The sequence below is a fragment of the Halobacillus litoralis genome (genome assembly GCF_020171725.1).
GTDB classification, from domain to species: domain Bacteria; phylum Bacillota; class Bacilli; order Bacillales; family Halobacillaceae; genus Halobacillus; species Halobacillus litoralis_F.
The window spans coordinates 261,728-277,587 of record NZ_JAIVAJ010000002.1 but is presented as its reverse complement, the minus strand read 5'-3'; the positions used below and the strand labels follow the sequence as shown (position 1 = coordinate 277,587).

The 15,860-nt window shown below is 44.2% G+C and carries 15 protein-coding genes; 3 read left to right on the top strand and 12 right to left on the bottom strand.

Going from position 1 to position 15,860, the window contains the following annotated elements; genetic code table 11:
* Positions 1–76 precede the first annotated feature (76 nt).
* The gene (locus LCM20_RS05655) at positions 77–1,864 is read right to left on the bottom strand and encodes a methyl-accepting chemotaxis protein (RefSeq protein WP_225194456.1); all 1,788 of its coding nucleotides are present in this window, start codon (positions 1,862–1,864) and stop codon (positions 77–79) included.
* A 71-nt stretch (positions 1,865–1,935) separates the two neighbouring features.
* On the bottom strand, positions 1,936–2,592 hold the full coding sequence (locus tag LCM20_RS05650) for an NfeD family protein (RefSeq protein WP_318247300.1): 657 nt from the start codon (positions 2,590–2,592) through the stop codon (positions 1,936–1,938).
* A 257-nt stretch (positions 2,593–2,849) separates the two neighbouring features.
* Here LCM20_RS05650 and ispG point away from each other — a divergent pair, with 257 nt between their 5' ends.
* A complete protein-coding gene (ispG, locus tag LCM20_RS05645) occupies positions 2,850–3,953 on the top strand; it encodes a flavodoxin-dependent (E)-4-hydroxy-3-methylbut-2-enyl-diphosphate synthase (RefSeq protein WP_225194804.1) in 1,104 nt (367 codons plus the stop codon).
* A 36-nt stretch (positions 3,954–3,989) separates the two neighbouring features.
* On the opposite strand, the gene LCM20_RS05640 is transcribed toward ispG, so the two are convergent.
* Together LCM20_RS05640 and LCM20_RS05635 are read right to left on the bottom strand one after the other, a co-directional pair.
* The gene (locus LCM20_RS05640; protein WP_225194454.1) at positions 3,990–4,469 is read right to left on the bottom strand and encodes a rhomboid family intramembrane serine protease; all 480 of its coding nucleotides are present in this window, start codon (positions 4,467–4,469) and stop codon (positions 3,990–3,992) included.
* 480 nt (positions 4,470–4,949) lie between these two features.
* Entirely contained in the window at positions 4,950–5,681 is a 732-nt protein-coding gene (locus LCM20_RS05635) for a lytic transglycosylase domain-containing protein (RefSeq protein ID WP_225194453.1), read from the bottom strand.
* 195 nt (positions 5,682–5,876) lie between these two features.
* Here LCM20_RS05635 and LCM20_RS05630 point away from each other — a divergent pair, with 195 nt between their 5' ends.
* Positions 5,877–6,161 carry a DUF2624 domain-containing protein gene (locus LCM20_RS05630; RefSeq protein ID WP_225194452.1) on the top strand — a complete coding sequence of 95 codons (285 nt, stop codon included), beginning with the start codon at positions 5,877–5,879 and terminating at the stop codon, positions 6,159–6,161.
* Between the two features lie 191 nt (positions 6,162–6,352).
* Here the strand turns inward: LCM20_RS05630 and LCM20_RS05625 are convergent, their stop codons facing one another.
* Positions 6,353–7,246 (bottom strand): deoxyribonuclease IV, encoded by an 894-nt coding sequence (locus LCM20_RS05625; RefSeq protein WP_225194451.1) that lies wholly within the window; start codon positions 7,244–7,246, stop codon positions 6,353–6,355.
* A 12-nt stretch (positions 7,247–7,258) separates the two neighbouring features.
* Positions 7,259–8,584, bottom strand: a complete 1,326-nt coding sequence (locus tag LCM20_RS05620; RefSeq protein ID WP_225194450.1) for a DEAD/DEAH box helicase — start codon at positions 8,582–8,584, stop codon at positions 7,259–7,261.
* Positions 8,585–8,744: 160 nt separating this feature from the next.
* On the opposite strand from LCM20_RS05620, the gene LCM20_RS05615 reads away from it, so the two are divergent.
* Positions 8,745–9,704 carry a 4-hydroxy-3-methylbut-2-enyl diphosphate reductase gene (locus LCM20_RS05615; protein ID WP_225194449.1) on the top strand — a complete coding sequence of 320 codons (960 nt, stop codon included), beginning with the start codon at positions 8,745–8,747 and terminating at the stop codon, positions 9,702–9,704.
* 93 nt (positions 9,705–9,797) lie between these two features.
* Here LCM20_RS05615 and LCM20_RS05610 read toward each other — a convergent pair whose 3' ends face one another.
* The 6 genes from LCM20_RS05610 to dnaG all read right to left on the bottom strand — a co-directional run bounded on the left by LCM20_RS05610 (position 9,798) and on the right by dnaG (position 15,860).
* Positions 9,798–10,916 (bottom strand): Nif3-like dinuclear metal center hexameric protein, encoded by a 1,119-nt coding sequence (locus tag LCM20_RS05610; protein WP_225194448.1) that lies wholly within the window; start codon positions 10,914–10,916, stop codon positions 9,798–9,800.
* Entirely contained in the window at positions 10,913–11,620 is a 708-nt protein-coding gene (locus LCM20_RS05605) for a tRNA (adenine(22)-N(1))-methyltransferase (protein ID WP_225194447.1), read from the bottom strand. The genes LCM20_RS05610 and LCM20_RS05605 overlap by 4 nt, the downstream gene beginning before the upstream one ends.
* Positions 11,621–11,700: 80 nt before the next feature.
* A complete protein-coding gene (cccA, locus tag LCM20_RS05600) occupies positions 11,701–12,081 on the bottom strand; it encodes a cytochrome c550 (protein ID WP_225194446.1) in 381 nt (126 codons plus the stop codon).
* A 109-nt stretch (positions 12,082–12,190) separates the two neighbouring features.
* Complete coding sequence (locus LCM20_RS05595) at positions 12,191–12,736, bottom strand: hypothetical protein (protein ID WP_225194445.1); 546 nt, start codon at positions 12,734–12,736, stop codon at positions 12,191–12,193.
* Between the two features lie 136 nt (positions 12,737–12,872).
* Positions 12,873–14,006, bottom strand: a complete 1,134-nt coding sequence (rpoD, locus tag LCM20_RS05590; RefSeq protein WP_225194444.1) for an RNA polymerase sigma factor RpoD — start codon at positions 14,004–14,006, stop codon at positions 12,873–12,875.
* Between the two features lie 36 nt (positions 14,007–14,042).
* A complete protein-coding gene (dnaG, locus tag LCM20_RS05585) occupies positions 14,043–15,860 on the bottom strand; it encodes a DNA primase (RefSeq protein WP_225194443.1) in 1,818 nt (605 codons plus the stop codon).

The following is a 15,860-nucleotide window of genomic DNA, read 5'->3' as shown; positions in this document are numbered from 1 at the left end:
ATGTTCTGAAAAAATCCCTTTTCTATACTTTTATTTGGAATCAAAAAGCACCCCCACCAGGTGGAAGTGCTTTAGTTTATGAAGCAGTACGATTAAGTTTCGGTTGTTTTTCTTCATATGAAGGGCGGGGTTCCTCCCTCCACTGGTTGGATGCAATCAGTCCGGACAGTTCCTGGGTCAAGGCGACTAATCCTCTTGAAAATTCATCAAAGTGATCCATTCGATGCTCTTGTTCATCTGTCGCTTCAAGAAGTCTTTCTGTTGAAAGGGACTGGCGTTCTGTCACTTCTTTCATCCCCTCTAACACATCCTTCATTTGAGGCATCACTCTTTCTCCATTCTGTAATCGTGATTTGGAAAGGTTTAAGAGGTCATTAAAAGTACTCATTCCATTCGAAACGTTGGAGAAAGCCTGCTTTGAGACAATCATCTCCCTTTTCTGTGCATGAATTTCATGCTCAAGCTGCGTGAATTGATCCGCAAAATACTGTCCCATTTCTAATACGTCCGTCATTCGTTTATCGATATCCTGAGCAGCGTCACGAGATCGGTCAGCCAACAAACGCACTTCAGCTGCGACTACAGCAAAGCCTTTGCCTCTTTCCCCGGCTCTTGCAGCTTCAATGGATGCATTCAATGCAAGCATTCTAGTCTGTTCCGCGATGTCCTGAATTTTTGTGCCGGAATCCTGTATGGTGTTCATATAGTTTTGGAACGAATCAACTCTGGACGTCATCTCCTGCAGTTCCGAGCGGAAACCATCGAACGACACTTCGATCTTACGGACTCCTTCAGTCCCCGATGATACAGCATCATTCATATCATCCTGCTTTTCATACATTTGCTGCAACGTGTCACGCAGACTTTCAAACACTTCATGCAACTCAGCGAATACATCACCCTGTTTTCCCATCAGTTCATTCGTTCGGCGACTGCCCTCTGCGACGGAATGAACTTCTTCTTTCACTCCAGACTGTGATTCTTTTAAGCCTGTAGATGAATCCTCGATCTGCTTTCCTCCATTCTCCAGCTGATCCACAGCTCCTTGCAGTGAACTCAATATGGATGCAATGGTTTGAATTAACTCCTGATAGCTCTTTTTCAAGGATTGAATTTCCGGCAGGCTTGTTTGAATGTCTGTCGCGTCTTCCAAAATTCCCTGCCTCGCCTTCAACATGATGGACTGCATTTTTTTCAATGGGCTTACCACTTTTCCAATCAGCAGGAAGATTGTAACTCCTACAATGAGAAGAGCCGCTCCGCCTAATAGAAGATTATAAACCGCCAATTGGTTTACTCCAGACATAAAGTCCTCTTCCGGTATTCTAAGCATATAGACACTCTGCAGCTCTTGTACAGGTGCATAAGAAAAGACGTATGAATTTCCGTCAAGCTGCTGGGTAACCGTACCTTTCTCATCTGATAATACTTTATCTGAGAAACTTTGAGGAAAGCTGTCGAGCTTCTCCTTCTCAGGATAGGAGAAGACTCCTTCTTCATTAATTATGTATGCTTGGGTACTGAGGCCGTCTTGAACCAGTTCGGCCTGCTGAGAGTTCGAATATCCTTCCATCCGTGTTTCGAACTCATTTTTATCTCCAACGAAGGCGTACATCAGTTGCTCTGCAACATCCTGTGCCATAATAAGCTCACGTTCCAAGCGATCCTCAACCAAACTCACTTGACTGTCTTTTGCATTTGTATAAGAAAAAAAGCTGATAAGCCCAATTGTACAAGCAAACATAATACAAATAATGAACGATAATCGAGCTTGAAGGGACCAATTAGTAAAACTCTTGCGTTTTGGCAAAGCAGGCTTAAAGGAAGGTTTCTTCCATTTGAACGTTTGCAGCCATTTCTCCATGAATAAACACTCCATTATCTCTTGAATTTTCTTTCCCATTCAAATTATGACAACGGAGTGTTAATGTTTTGTTAAGAAGAGGTAAATGTTTCGTTATCTTCCAACTTCTTCACTAAGATTTTAGTCCCATCTACAGAAACGACGGTAACATCATCCCCTTTTGAGATCCATGTTCCATTCGTCACCGCACTGTATTCTTCCTGATCCACTTGTATTGTACCGACTGGTCGCATGTCGGTCATAGCGACTCCTGTTTGACCGACGAGGTTCTGATAAGATTCCTTCAGAGAATTGTAGCCCATTTCTGAAGACAATTGATCGACCAGCGTGATTTTTGTCCACATTTTCCTTCTTTTGAATACTCTTAAGAAAAGCAGGGATGCTGCACCACCTAAAATGACACCGATGATGCTGTAGAGTCCGGCCACCCAGTTCGGTGCACTCAAGCCTACCGCAAGTATCGTCGTTGCACCACCGATCATGGCAAGCGTCCCGTCATTAATGAGTTTTCCGTCGATGATCATGAGGGCGATGCCGAGGAAATAAACGAGCATCATGACAATGAACATATCGGTACTCAAATACGACGAAAAGTAAACGGTAATAAATCCGAGGCCGATCAGCCCGAACAAGCCTCTCATATTCACGAGAAGTTCACCGATGAGAAACATCGTACCGAGCAAAGTTATAATGAGAGCAATCCAATCATATGAAAGCAAAGAGCACACACTCCTTTTCGTATCTTATTACCTGTTATACGAACGATCATTGCTAAACGTTTCATGAAACTCAAATGATTTTTATAAAACAGTTGTCCATGATATAATTTGACATGTTTATCACCCCATTTACATTATTTTTACATGAAATGGGCTACTTTTGAGTTGATTGACTTCTCATTTAGGAAGGAAGCCCTTATAATGAGGGTTGGAACGATAGTCTTGCAACCTTTTGTGACTATATAAAGGAGCGATATGAAATGGCCATTACGCACAGAAAAGATACACGTCCTGTAAAAGTCGGAGACATAACGATTGGCGGATCTGATGAAGTCGTCATCCAGTCTATGACAACGACGAAGACACACGACGTTGAAGCAACTGTAGCAGAAATTAAACGATTAGAAGAAGCAGGGTGTCAAATCGTACGTGTAGCCTGCCCGGATGACCGCGCAGCAAATGCGATTCCTGAAATCAAAAAACGGATCAACATCCCGCTTGTTGTAGACATCCACTTTGACTATAAAAAAGCTCTGAAAGCTATTGAAGGCGGAGCGGATAAAATCAGAATCAACCCAGGGAATATCGGGAAACGGGAAAAAGTCGAAGCCGTTGTGAAAGCAGCAAAAGCTAAGGGCATTCCAATCCGTATCGGAGTTAACGCCGGATCCCTTGAACGACACATCCTTGAGAAATACGGCTACCCTACAGCTGAAGGTATGGTTGAGAGTGCTCTACATCACATCAAAATCTTGGAAGACCTCGACTTTCACGACATCATTGTCTCTCTGAAAGCGTCAGACGTTAAACTTGCAATTGACGCTTATGAGAAGGCAGCAGCTGCTTTCGATTACCCGATCCACTTAGGGATTACCGAGTCCGGAACGCTGTTCGCCGGAACGGTTAAGAGTGCTGCTGGACTTGGAGCAATCTTAAGTAAAGGAATCGGAAGTACGGTTCGAATCAGCCTAAGTGCTGATCCCGTTGAAGAAGTAAAAGTCGCGAAGGAACTGTTGAAGTCCTTCGGTTTAGCTGCCAACGCCGCTACATTAATTTCCTGTCCGACTTGTGGACGAATCGAAATCGACCTGATCTCGATTGCCAATGAAGTGGAAGAGTACATCCAGAACATTAAGGCACCGATCAAAGTAGCCGTTCTAGGCTGTGCTGTAAACGGTCCTGGTGAAGCTCGTGAAGCAGACATCGGAATTGCTGGTGCAAGAGGAGAAGGTCTTCTCTTCCGTCACGGAGAAATCATCCGTAAAGTACCAGAAGACATCATGGTCGAAGAGTTGAAGAAAGAAGTCGATAAACTCGCTGAAGAACATTACGAAAAGCAGCGTAAAGAAAAAGAAGAACAAGAAGCATAACGAAAAAAGCTGGGACTAGATCCCAGCTTTTTTTGTTTAAATGAAATTGATGATCGGCGTAAAGAATAAGGAGAAAAGAATGGAAATCACACTGACGATAATCGCCATATTCCCAAGTGAATCAGCACCTTGACGCTTGCCAATTACACCAAATATGATCCCAGCCGCCCCTAAAATGAGCGGTGCGAAAAAGAAGGACAGGATGGCAGCTGACAGCCCGATCCATCCCATGCCGACTTTCACATCGTCCTGCATGTTTGTCTCTTGCTCTCTATTTACAACAGGCTCATGGATAGGTGCGACCGCCGCCTGCTCTGCATACTCTTCTTCATAGCTTTCCCCGTACACAGGCTGGTTAGGACCCCGCCCGTGGTCATCAACCGTTTCCGCAACCTGTTCACGTTCATCGCCGTGTTCAGGAGCTTTTTGGGTTTCCCCATCTGTAATTGTACCTTCCCGATATTCTTCATCGGAGGAATGATTCTCAAGCTCAACAGTATCTTTTTCATCTTTCATCATACATACCTCGCTTTCTAATTAGAGAATCGTTTATAGTATGTGTTGAACGACTCTTTTTAACGAGGCATTTGTTGGAAAGACGCTCCTCTCCATCATCAATATAAAAGCCCGTCCTCAAAGGACGGGCTTTTTCAGTCTGTTGAAAAAGGTTGGAGAACGATTCTGTTACAAATGTGGAGAACAGAACCGAGCGTGGCTACGGAAACCCGAACACGATTCAGTGCCATCATCGCCTTTTTCGGACGGTAGCATAAGAGGTTCTGTCTCCACTTCATAAAGGTGTTGGCGAAACAGCGAGTCTCCTGTGGGAGCAGAGTACAGATGAGACCCCGCAGCGATCGAAGAGAGCGAGGAGACTCAGCGGACGCCCACGGAAAGCGAGTTGTTTCGCCAACACCGCTTCTCAAACTTTATAAGAACCGATAGGACTTTCTCGACATCCTGTAAAAGCCCGTCCTCGAAGGACGGGCTTTTTGATTAATTGGCAAGAGCTACTGTTGTGTGGTTCTCTGCTTTATTTTGAATTTCTTTGGCATACCAGCTTCTGGCATGTCCATTCTCTTCTTTATAATCTTCAAGGCCACCCATTCCTCGGTGATAAGCCGTCAATGCTTCGTCCCAATTTCCGTATTCATTGTGTAGAAAATCTAAATATACTAAGGATAATTGCATGGAATAATACGGGTCGAATAGCAACTCATCTTCGTAAGGCAGCCCTGCCATATCAGCAATCCAAGGTGCCGTGTTCTTCATAAATTGGCTCATGCCGTAAGCATGTCCATATTTCGTTTCAGGGCCCACTAAATCAGGATCGAACGTTCCACCTGTTTCAACTTTGAGGAGTTCGTAAGCTAGATATGGGTCAATATCATAACGTTTCGCTTCCCTTACCAAATACAAAGCCCATGTTTTTTTGAATTCACCATTACTTTCGGTGACAAGCTGCTCTGCTTTTTGCTCCATTTTCGGCCAGGTGTAATAGCCATTCTCTTTCTTAGCGTCCTCGTTTGACTGCTGCTTCAAATAGTCATTCGTAGAGGTTAACGTTTCGTTTTTGTTCTCCAGTTTTTCATTCTTATTTTCCAAGCGTTCATTCTCTTCTGCCAGATCTTCTGATTGTTGCTTTTGAACTTCATTCACAACAAAGAAGGTGCCTGCCACGAGGAGAACGGCAACTCCAATTTGTATGAGGGGTTGTACACGTTTCATAAATGTTTCACTCCTTTAACCTGTTCCATCGATCTAGTACTTTCGACTAGCATACGCTCTGGACCCATTGGCATATACTAACCGATGCATCGTTCGATTGCAAACCATTTACTCATAGACGAAATTTTTTAAAAACACAATATCTTCCCCCTTTTCATAAGGTGTAAAGATACCGAAATGGAGAGGGGAATGTCTATGAAAGTCTGGGCACAACAGTTAGTTACCCAAAAGTTAAAAAGCTTAACCGTCCGCGAAGTGCTGGAGTACAGCAAGAAGTACAACATTTCCATTTCAAAGCCCGAAGCAGAGGCAATTGTCACCGCATTGAAAAAAAATAAAGAAAATCCGTTTGATCCTGAAGGAAGAAAGAAAATGTTGAAAAAACTAGCCGCTATCACGTCAAATGACACCGCACGCTCCGTCAACAAATTACTTAAAAAACTTGCCCATGAGTATGGTGTATCACACTGGTTGGAATAAGACAACAAACAGACGATAATGCCCCTAAGTTAGAAGAAGTTCGACTTTATTCGCCTCGCCCATTCGACATGTCCTGCCTCATTTTTCAATCAGCACTACGTCAAAAATTATCATTGTCCCGCCCAGAATAATGGTCTTCATAAAAAAAGTTCAATCCGGCACGGTTGCACCGGATTGAACTTTTTTTCTATTTATTGGGCCATGATTTTTTCTTTAAGTTGCTCATCAAACGTGCCCTCTTTCACCATCTCAATTTCGAAACGATAAGGTGGCTTTTTATTCTTCTTGTCCTCTCCCACATAAGGAGTCTCAAGAATTTTAGGCAGATCCTTAAGCGATGGGTGATGAATCACTTTGTGAAGGGCTTTAAAGCCGATGTGGCCGAACCCGATGTTCTCGTGGCGGTCTTTCTGAGCACCGCGGACGTTTTTACTGTCGTTGACGTGCACCACCTTCAGACGATCCAGGCCGACTATGCGGTCGAATTCATCCAATACTCCGTCAAAGTCTTCCACCACGTTGTATCCCGCGTCGTGGATGTGACATGTGTCCATACAAACAGAAAGCTTCTCGTTCATCGTGACACCATCGATGATCTTGGCCAGTTCGTCAAAACTTCTACCGATTTCCGAGCCTTTTCCTGCCATCGTTTCCAGAGCGATTTGAACATTCTGATCTTTGTGGAGGACTTCGTTCAATCCTTCAATGATTTTAGGTAGTCCTTTGTCCACTCCTTGACCAACGTGAGACCCTGGGTGCAGAACGATCTGCTTCGCCCCCAGTGCCTCTGTACGTTCAATCTCGCTTCTTAAAAAGTCAACACCGAGCTGGAAGGTCTCCGGCTTCGTCGTATTCCCCACGTTAATAATGTAAGGGGCGTGGACGACGATGTCCTCAATGCCGTTTTCTTTCATATGCTCACGGCCGGCTTCGATATTCAGCTCTTCGATCGGGCGGCGTCTCGTATTCTGTGGTGCTCCTGTATAGATCATAAAAGTACCGGAGCCATATGATGCCGCTTCTTCACTTGCACCCAGAAGCATTTTCTTCCCTTTCATCGATACATGTGAACCAATTTTGACCATGTTATCCCTGCCTTACTTTTTCTTATTTCCGTACTGTTTACGTTTCATTTTTCTTAAGTTTTGATCCTTTTCTTGTTTCATTTTCTTTTTGTAACCCGGTTTAACTTTTTTAGGTTTACGGACCATACTACGGGCTTTCTTCTCCATATCCGATTCAGGACGCTTCCTCGTCTCACGCTCTTTGTAAGATTTCAGTTCTTTCCACTCACCGTTTTTCACTTCGTAGAAATCAAAGGTCAGCCCTTTCTTCTCAAGCTTCTCAATCAGCTTGAAGTCTTCTTCTTTATAAAGGTTGATTGCCGTCCCTTCAAGTCCTGCACGCGCTGTACGACCGACGCGGTGGATGTAGAATTCTTCTTCCTTCGGCATCTGAGCGTTGATCACATGACTCACGCCTTCGATATCAATCCCTCTTGAAGCAAGGTCTGTTGCGACAATATATTGATAACGTAAACTTTGAAGTTCTTTCAACATCCGCTTTCTTTCGCGAGGTGACAGGCCACCGTGAAGAACTCCTACTTCAAGCCCTTTGCTTAAGAGGGCTTCAGCCAGTTCATCAGCATGACCTTTCCCGTTTGTAAAGATGATGGCAAGATAAGGCTGAATCGCTTTTGAAATATCCATGATAATATCGGATGGGTGCTTATGACGGAGCGGTACCAGACGGTGTTCCATCGATTCAGGTGAAGGCTTATCATCTTCAATCTGAATGTGAGTAGGATTTGTTAAATATTTTTTTAAGAAAGGCTGTAAACGTTCTGGAATGGTGGCAGAGAAGACAAGCATTTGTACTTCTTCATCCATTCTCACAAGAATCTGATCCACATCCTCGATAAATCCTAAATCAAGCATAAGATCTGCTTCATCCAAAACAAAAGCCGTCGCATGATGAAGATCAACGGCTTCTTCTTTCACCATATCAAGAATACGACCAGGCGTCCCTACAATGATATGAGGAGGTCTGGATGAAAGTTTATCGACCATCTTCTGTTTATCCGTTCCTCCGATCAGGAGTTTAGATCGCCAAACTTGATCTTTTCCCGCAAATTTCACAGCTTTTTTTACTTCTTCATGAATTTGAATGGCAAGCTCTCTCGTAGGTGCCGTAATGACAACTTGTACGTGATCCCGTTTCTCATCAAGCTTCGAAAATAGAGAAAGAAGATAGGCGTGTGTTTTACCAGAACCTGTGTGTGACTGCCCGATCAAGCTTTCTCCTCTTAGAGCAGCAGGCAGTACCTTCTGCTGAATAGGTGTTGGTTTCGTAAAGCCAAGCCCTTTTACCATATTACTGACTTCCGGGCTGATGGCATATTGCTCAAATGTATGTTGACTCATAGACGTTCTCCTTTAAATATATAATGTCCCTACTATATTATAATAGACGTAGGGTAGAATTGCACGATTCCCTTTCATTCTAAGGAGAATCTTTGTCATCTTTCGACTTAGCCTTTATAATAAAAGTGGAACTTATACGATTAGAGGAGGACGTCTCGTAATGGAAGTCATTAAAATCGCCCCTCGCGGTTATTGTTATGGTGTGGTGGACGCCATGGTTATTGCTCAAAACGCAGCAAAAGACCCGAACCTGCCACGCCCTATTCATATATTAGGAATGATTGTACACAACTCACACGTCACCGATGCTTTCCATAAAGAGGGCATCATCACTGTAGACGGTGAAAATCGTCTCGATCTGCTCGAAGGCATTAACGAAGGAACCGTCATCTTCACGGCGCACGGTGTATCACCCGAAGTTAAAGAACGAGCTAAGAACAAGGGATTAATGACCCTCGATGCCACATGCCCTGACGTAACGAATACCCATAATTTAATCCGCAAGAAAGTCGCAGAAGGTTACGAAGTGATTTATGTAGGGAAGAAAGGCCACCCTGAACCTGAAGGTGCTATGGGTGTCGCTCCAGGGAAAGTCCACCTCGTACAAACTGAGGAAGACGTCGAAGAGCTTGAGCTAGATCATGATAAGTTAATGATCACAAACCAGACGACGATGAGTCAATGGGATGTCTATGACGTTATGGAAAAAGCAAGAGAGAAGTTCCCTCAGCTTGAGAAGCAGCAGGAAATCTGCATGGCAACTCAAGTGAGACAGGAAGCCGTATCTGAACAAGCGAAAGAAGCAGACTTGACGCTTGTAGTCGGTGATCCGAAAAGTAACAACTCGAACCGCCTTGCTCAAGTTTCGCAAGAAAAAGCAGGGACCGTGGCGTATCGTATATCCGACGTAACGGAAATCGATCTCGAATGGTTGGAAGGCGTTGAAAAAGTAGCTGTAACAGCAGGCGCATCCACACCGACTCCGATTACTAAAGAAGTCATCAAATTCATCGAACAGTTCGATCCATCCGATGAAGAGACTTGGATCCGTGAATCGAAAGTAGAGCAGAAGAAGATTTTACCTAAAATTCACGCAAACAAAAAAGTAAAAAGAAAATAACACGCACTTTTCAATGAAAAGGCAGATCATCAAAAAAACGAACGGAGCATTCGCATAGGAATGCTCCGTTCGTTTTTTAAAAAAGAATTTTCCTTAACCAAAGGTGAATGGTTCTGTATGAGAGGCAGACTGGATAATCGTCAATTGGTTATCCGGATTACATGTCTCTTCTAAGAATGAAGCAAGCTTTGGAACAATGACCTTTTCTGAATAGTGTCCAGAGTCTATAAGAGCGAGTCCCATGGCTTGCGCGTCTTGGGCAATATGGAAAGTCATATCCCCTGTAATGTAAACGTCAGCACCACTGCGCTTCGCCTGATGGATATAATCCTCCCCGCTTCCGCCTAGGACAGCGACTCGCTTCACTTTTTTGTCAGGGTCACCTGTAAACCGCACAGCAGGGACATCAAACTTTTCTTTGACCCACTCTTTCAACTCACCGAGTGACATCGATGACTCCAAGTCTCCTACACGACCTACACCAATCGCTTCTCCTTCGTTAAGTAGTGGATACAAATCATACGCCACTTCTTCATATGGGTGAGAAGCATGCATTGATTTCAAGACTGCAGCGAGCTTCGACTTCGGTACGATCGTTTCAATACGCTTCTCGTCGACAACTTCGAGTTTATCCTGTTCACCTATGTGAGGATTCGTTCCTTCAAGAGGCTTAAATGTCCCTTGACCGGACAACTGATACGTACAATGGCTGTAGTTCCCAATAAAACCAGCCCCTGCTTCGCTTAAGGCATTCCGTAGGTCGTCTGCGTTGCCTTCAGGAACAAAGACCGTCAATTTAACTAAATTGTCTGAGCCGCTCGATACAAGCGGCTGTGTGTGAGTCAAGCCGATCAGGTCCGCCATCACGTCATTGACTCCGCCTTTAGCTGCATCCAGATTCGTATGTGCCGCATAAACGGTAATATCATGTTGAATCAGTTTTTTAACAATCCGTCCTTTAGGCGTATCGAAATTAATCTGCTTAAGTTTAATGAATAATAGTGGGTGATGGGCAATGATCAAGTCTACGCCCTTCTCGATCGCTTCATCAACGACATTCTCTAATACGTCAAGCGTCACCATCACCTTTTGAACCGGCTTATTCAATGTACCGACCTGCAGTCCTACGTTATCCCAGTCATATGCTAAAGACTTCGGAGACCACTCTTCAAAAGCACGAATGATGTCTACTCCCGTAATCGTTTTATTCATTCTGCTAATACCTCCTCCAGCCAATCGATTTCTTTGTTCAATTGCTCCATTTTGTCTTCATCCACCGATTGTGCTTTCTTCATTTGAGCAAGTACATACTGCTTCTTCTCCAATTCCTCTTTCCACTTTGCCTGAAACACATCCCCTTTGTTCTTCATCAGGAAAGGCCCGAACCAAAGCTCCTGTTCCCTTTTATCTTTTGTATAAGGCTTAAGAGAATCTCCCTTGTCCGCTACCAGCACCTCATAGATATGCCCTTTCTCTTCAATGATTTCCTCCGCGACGAGTTCATATCCATGATCAAGGAACCATCTTCTAAGCGCACGCGCATCGATATTCGGCTGTACAATCAGTCGATCAACGGTTGAGAGCTTCTCCTTCCCCTGATCAAGAATGTCCCGGATAAGAGGACCTCCCATTCCGGCGATTGTCACTTGGCTGACCTCACCTTGTTTCACAACGTCCAGTCCGTTTCCAAGTCTTGTATCGATTCGGTCCTGTAATCCATGAGAAGCAACTTCCCTCTCCGCACTCGAAAGGGGCCCTTGATTCACCTCACCTGCAACAGCCTTGGCATCAGGGTCCTTCATGCAGACATAGCAAGGCAAATACGCATGATCTGATCCGATATCAGCAAAATGTGCGCCTTCTGGAAGGTAATCGGCTACCGTTTGTAACCGTTTCGATAATTGGTTAACATTCATCTTTCTTTCCCTCTTTTCAAAAAAATAAAAAGAAAAGCTTCCGGGCCCTGGACCCAGAAAGCTTTTCTCCTTCGAATTCCTTATTGTTTCTCTGCCAGCCACTCGGCTACAATTTGAGCCTCTTCACCTGTGTATAGTCCTGGTGGCATGCTGCCTTTACCATTGACAATGATGTCTTGGATTTCTTCAGCAGAGTATCGGCTTCCGACTTCTTGCAAGTTCGGGCCGGCTCCACCACTTAGGTCTCCACCGTGACAGCTTGCACATGAGTTTTGGAACAGCTGCTCTGGATCTGAACTGGCTGCTGTATCTCCACCTGATTCTTCTTGATGCTCTCCACCATTTTCTTCTTGATTTTGAATAGCTTCACGCTGATTAATACCTGCAGCGGAAACGATAATCATTGCCACAATACCCAATACGGCAATAACTGCGAATGGAATCACAGGGTTTTTCCTCATGAGTTCATCCTCCTTATGTATTCCCTTACGAAAGTACTCTAGCGTCTATTCGACTAATTTTATTCTACTCGAAAAGACATACTTATGAAAGAGATAAGATGTGAAAAAATTAAGAAACCAATAATACGACCATTACTATTATACCTATAGAACTCGAAATTAGTAAATAGGGCAGTTTCATACGCCAGCCAATAAGTGCCCACAACCCGCAATGAGCAGATAGAACCCCATACACACTCCAGTTATTCGGAAGATATTGATGGACGACTGCCACTGATAACAAAAGGGCAATCAACAGTCCTACGATAAGAGGTAGATGGAACTTCTCGGAGTCGCTCCTTCTCAACCGCCAACTGTACAATAAAGCGACAGCAACAAAAGTCGACAAAAGCCCTGTTTGCATTATCATGTCCATTTCAGTAAAATAAATGACAAGAAATGAAAGGGGTAACATAATCAGGATGACAGCGAGCATAAGAATCGCCCCCACTCTCCTCCGCTTGTTTCGGGATGCCTTATCTTTCCCCTTAAACTCTTCACCATCCCCTTGAGTGTAGAGAGCAAGAAGGAAGTCACAATATTCACTTGGCAGGAGCTTGTTCTTTTTCCAATATTGAATTTCATTTATTATCGTTTGTTTGCGCTCATCAATCATAAGATCCCCCCAAGGCCGAAAGAAAGTCCAAACCGGAAATGATGGTTAAAGTTCTCTGGAATACTCTCCTTATGAGAAGTGATAAAAAAACTCAGAGCCACCGTGCACAACCGATGGTCTCTGAGCTGGATGATTCTTATTCCATGAAATCTTTCAGACGCTTGCTTCGGCTTGGGTGTCTTAATTTACGAAGGGCTTTCGCTTCGATCTGACGGATACGCTCACGTGTTACCCCAAAGACTTTACCTACTTCTTCAAGTGTACGTGTTCTACCATCATCCAGGCCGAAACGAAGGCGCAATACGTTCTCCTCTCGGTCTGTCAATGTATCAAGAACGTCTTCAAGCTGTTCCTTTAGCAGCTCATAGGCTGCATGGTCTGAAGGAGACGTCGCTTCCTGGTCTTCAATGAAGTCTCCAAGATGTGAGTCATCTTCTTCCCCGATCGGAGTTTCGAGCGATACTGGCTCTTGAGCGATCTTTAAGATTTCTCGGACTTTGTCTGGAGTCAGCTCCATATCCTGCGCGATCTCTTCCGGAGTCGGTTCACGTCCGAGGTCCTGAAGAAGCTGACGCTGAACACGGATCAGTTTGTTGATCGTTTCAACCATGTGGACAGGAATACGGATCGTACGGGCCTGGTCGGCAATAGCACGTGTGATAGCCTGTCTGATCCACCAAGTGGCGTACGTACTGAATTTATATCCTTTACGGTAGTCGAACTTCTCTACCGCCTTGATCAATCCCATGTTCCCTTCCTGAATCAAATCCAAGAACAACATGCCGCGTCCTACATAACGCTTCGCAATACTTACAACAAGTCGAAGGTTGGCTTCTGCAAGGTCACGCTTTGCTTCTTCGTCACCATTCTCAATACGTTGAGCCAAACTGATTTCATCTTTTGCAGAAAGTAAGTTGACACGACCGATTTCTTTCAGATACATACGGACCGGGTCATTGATTTTCACACCCGGAGGTACGCTTAAATCGTTCAGGTCGAACTCTTCCTCTTTGTCAAGCTGCTTTATACTCGGGTCTGAATCAGAGTCACCGATGACTTCGATTCCCTGCTCATTCAGATGTTCATAGAACTCATCCATTTGGTCGGAATCAAGCTCGAAATTCGAAAGCTTTTCGGCAACCTCTTCGTAAGCGAGCACCCCTCGCTTTTTACCGATTTCGATAACCTGCTCTTTTGCTTGCTCCAGAGTCAAGTCGCTTGTGTTTTGATTTTCTTTAGAACGTGATGGCTTTTGTTGCTTATCTGCCATAAGTCCCCCTCCTTCCAACTTATCTATCCAAACTATCTAGTGTGTTTTCAATTGTTTCTTTTTCTCAATAATCTTCATTGCAATTTCAGCAGCTTTAATATGTTCCTGCTGCTGTTCTGCTCGTTTCAGATCATCTTCCAAAGATTTTATATCCGTGCGATCGCTTCCTTCTGTTCGAATCCTTTCCATATAGTCATATATTTCCTGATCCGACACTTCTTCATTCACAGGAACCATCGCCAGTTCAATTACCTGGTTCTTCAAACTCTGGTCATCAAGCCGTTCGATGAAATCACTCACATCTGCATCATTGCCGTCTTCATAATATGCGTACAAGTACGTGACAATGACCTGATGATCCGATATATTAAAAGCTCCTCCTAATTCGTTCTGAACTTTATCAGCAATCAGTGGATCTTTCAACATATATGCAATCAGCATCCGTTCGGCGTTATGAAAGGCAGGAAGTAACCTTTTCCGTCCTGTAGCCGGCTTTTCAGCTCTTGCAGGCTGAGGGGCGGGCTTGGCCGTTTTTTTGAACCCTGTCTGCCGCTGGATTTCCTGGACTTCTTCCCTTAACGTATCGGGTGACATTTCAAATTCCTTTGCCACTTCGTTCAAGTAGTAGTCTCTTTCAACAGCCCGTTCAAGGGTCGCGACTTCCTGTAATACTTTTTCTATATAAGCGATCCGATCTCCTTCAATTTGAAGATTGTAATCTCTCCTCAAATAACTCATCATAAAGGTCATGTACGTTTCACTCGTAGCAATGACCTCTTTTTGAAAACGATCCCCTCCATATTTCTGAATGAAATCATCAGGATCCAGTTCATCCGGCACTCTTGCAACAAAGGTTTGACAGCCTGTTTCCTTCATCAGCTTGGCAGCTTTCACCGCTGCTTCTACACCTGGACGGTCGCCGTCATAACATATGATGACTTGATCGGCATAACGCTTTAATAGATTCGCCTGTGACTTGGATATCGACGTTCCCATTGTACCTACACCATGGTGAATTCCAGCTTGATCTGCTGAAATGACGTCTACATAACCTTCGAACAAGATGACGGATTTCTGCTTGCGTATGGCAGACCTGGCGTGATCGAAGTTAAACAGCAGTTTCCCTTTTTGAAAAAGCTCGGTTTCGGGACTGTTCAAATACTTCGGTTCTTGATCACCCTGTGCTCTGCCGGCGAAAGCAACCGTCTTACCGAGATGGTTCCGTAATGGAAAGATGACTCTCCCCCGGAATCTGTCACTGTAGTCGCCCTGATCATTCGAACTCAGCAAACCCGCTTTGACCATGGTCTGCGGATGAAAACCTTTCTTCTCAAGAAACGTCACGACGAAATCCCTCGAGTTCGGAGAATAACCGATTTTGTACTTCTTTATCGTTTCTTCCGTGAAGCCACGATCTATCAAATATTGAAAAGCTTGTTGTCCCTCTTTTGAATTCCTCAGTAAGTGGTGATAAAGCTTAGCAAGCCATTGGTGTGCTTCAAGAATGGTTTGACTTTCTTCACTTCGCTCGCTCGAAGGCTCGTCTTCCACCACTTCTTCGGGTAGTTCAATGTTGGTTTGGTCAGCCAGTTGTTTGACCGCCTGGATAAAACCGTACCCTTCTAATTCCATGAGAAAGGTATATACATTCCCTCCCTTTCCACATCCAAAGCAATGGAAGATTTGCTTGTCAGCAGAAACGGAAAAAGAAGGAGTGCTTTCACCATGAAAAGGACAAAGTCCAAAGTAATTTCTACCTTGTTTCTTCAAATCTACATATTCACCGATGACCTCTACAATGTCTGTGGACCGACGAATCTCATCGACTTTTTCTTCTGGAATATGTCTTGCCAT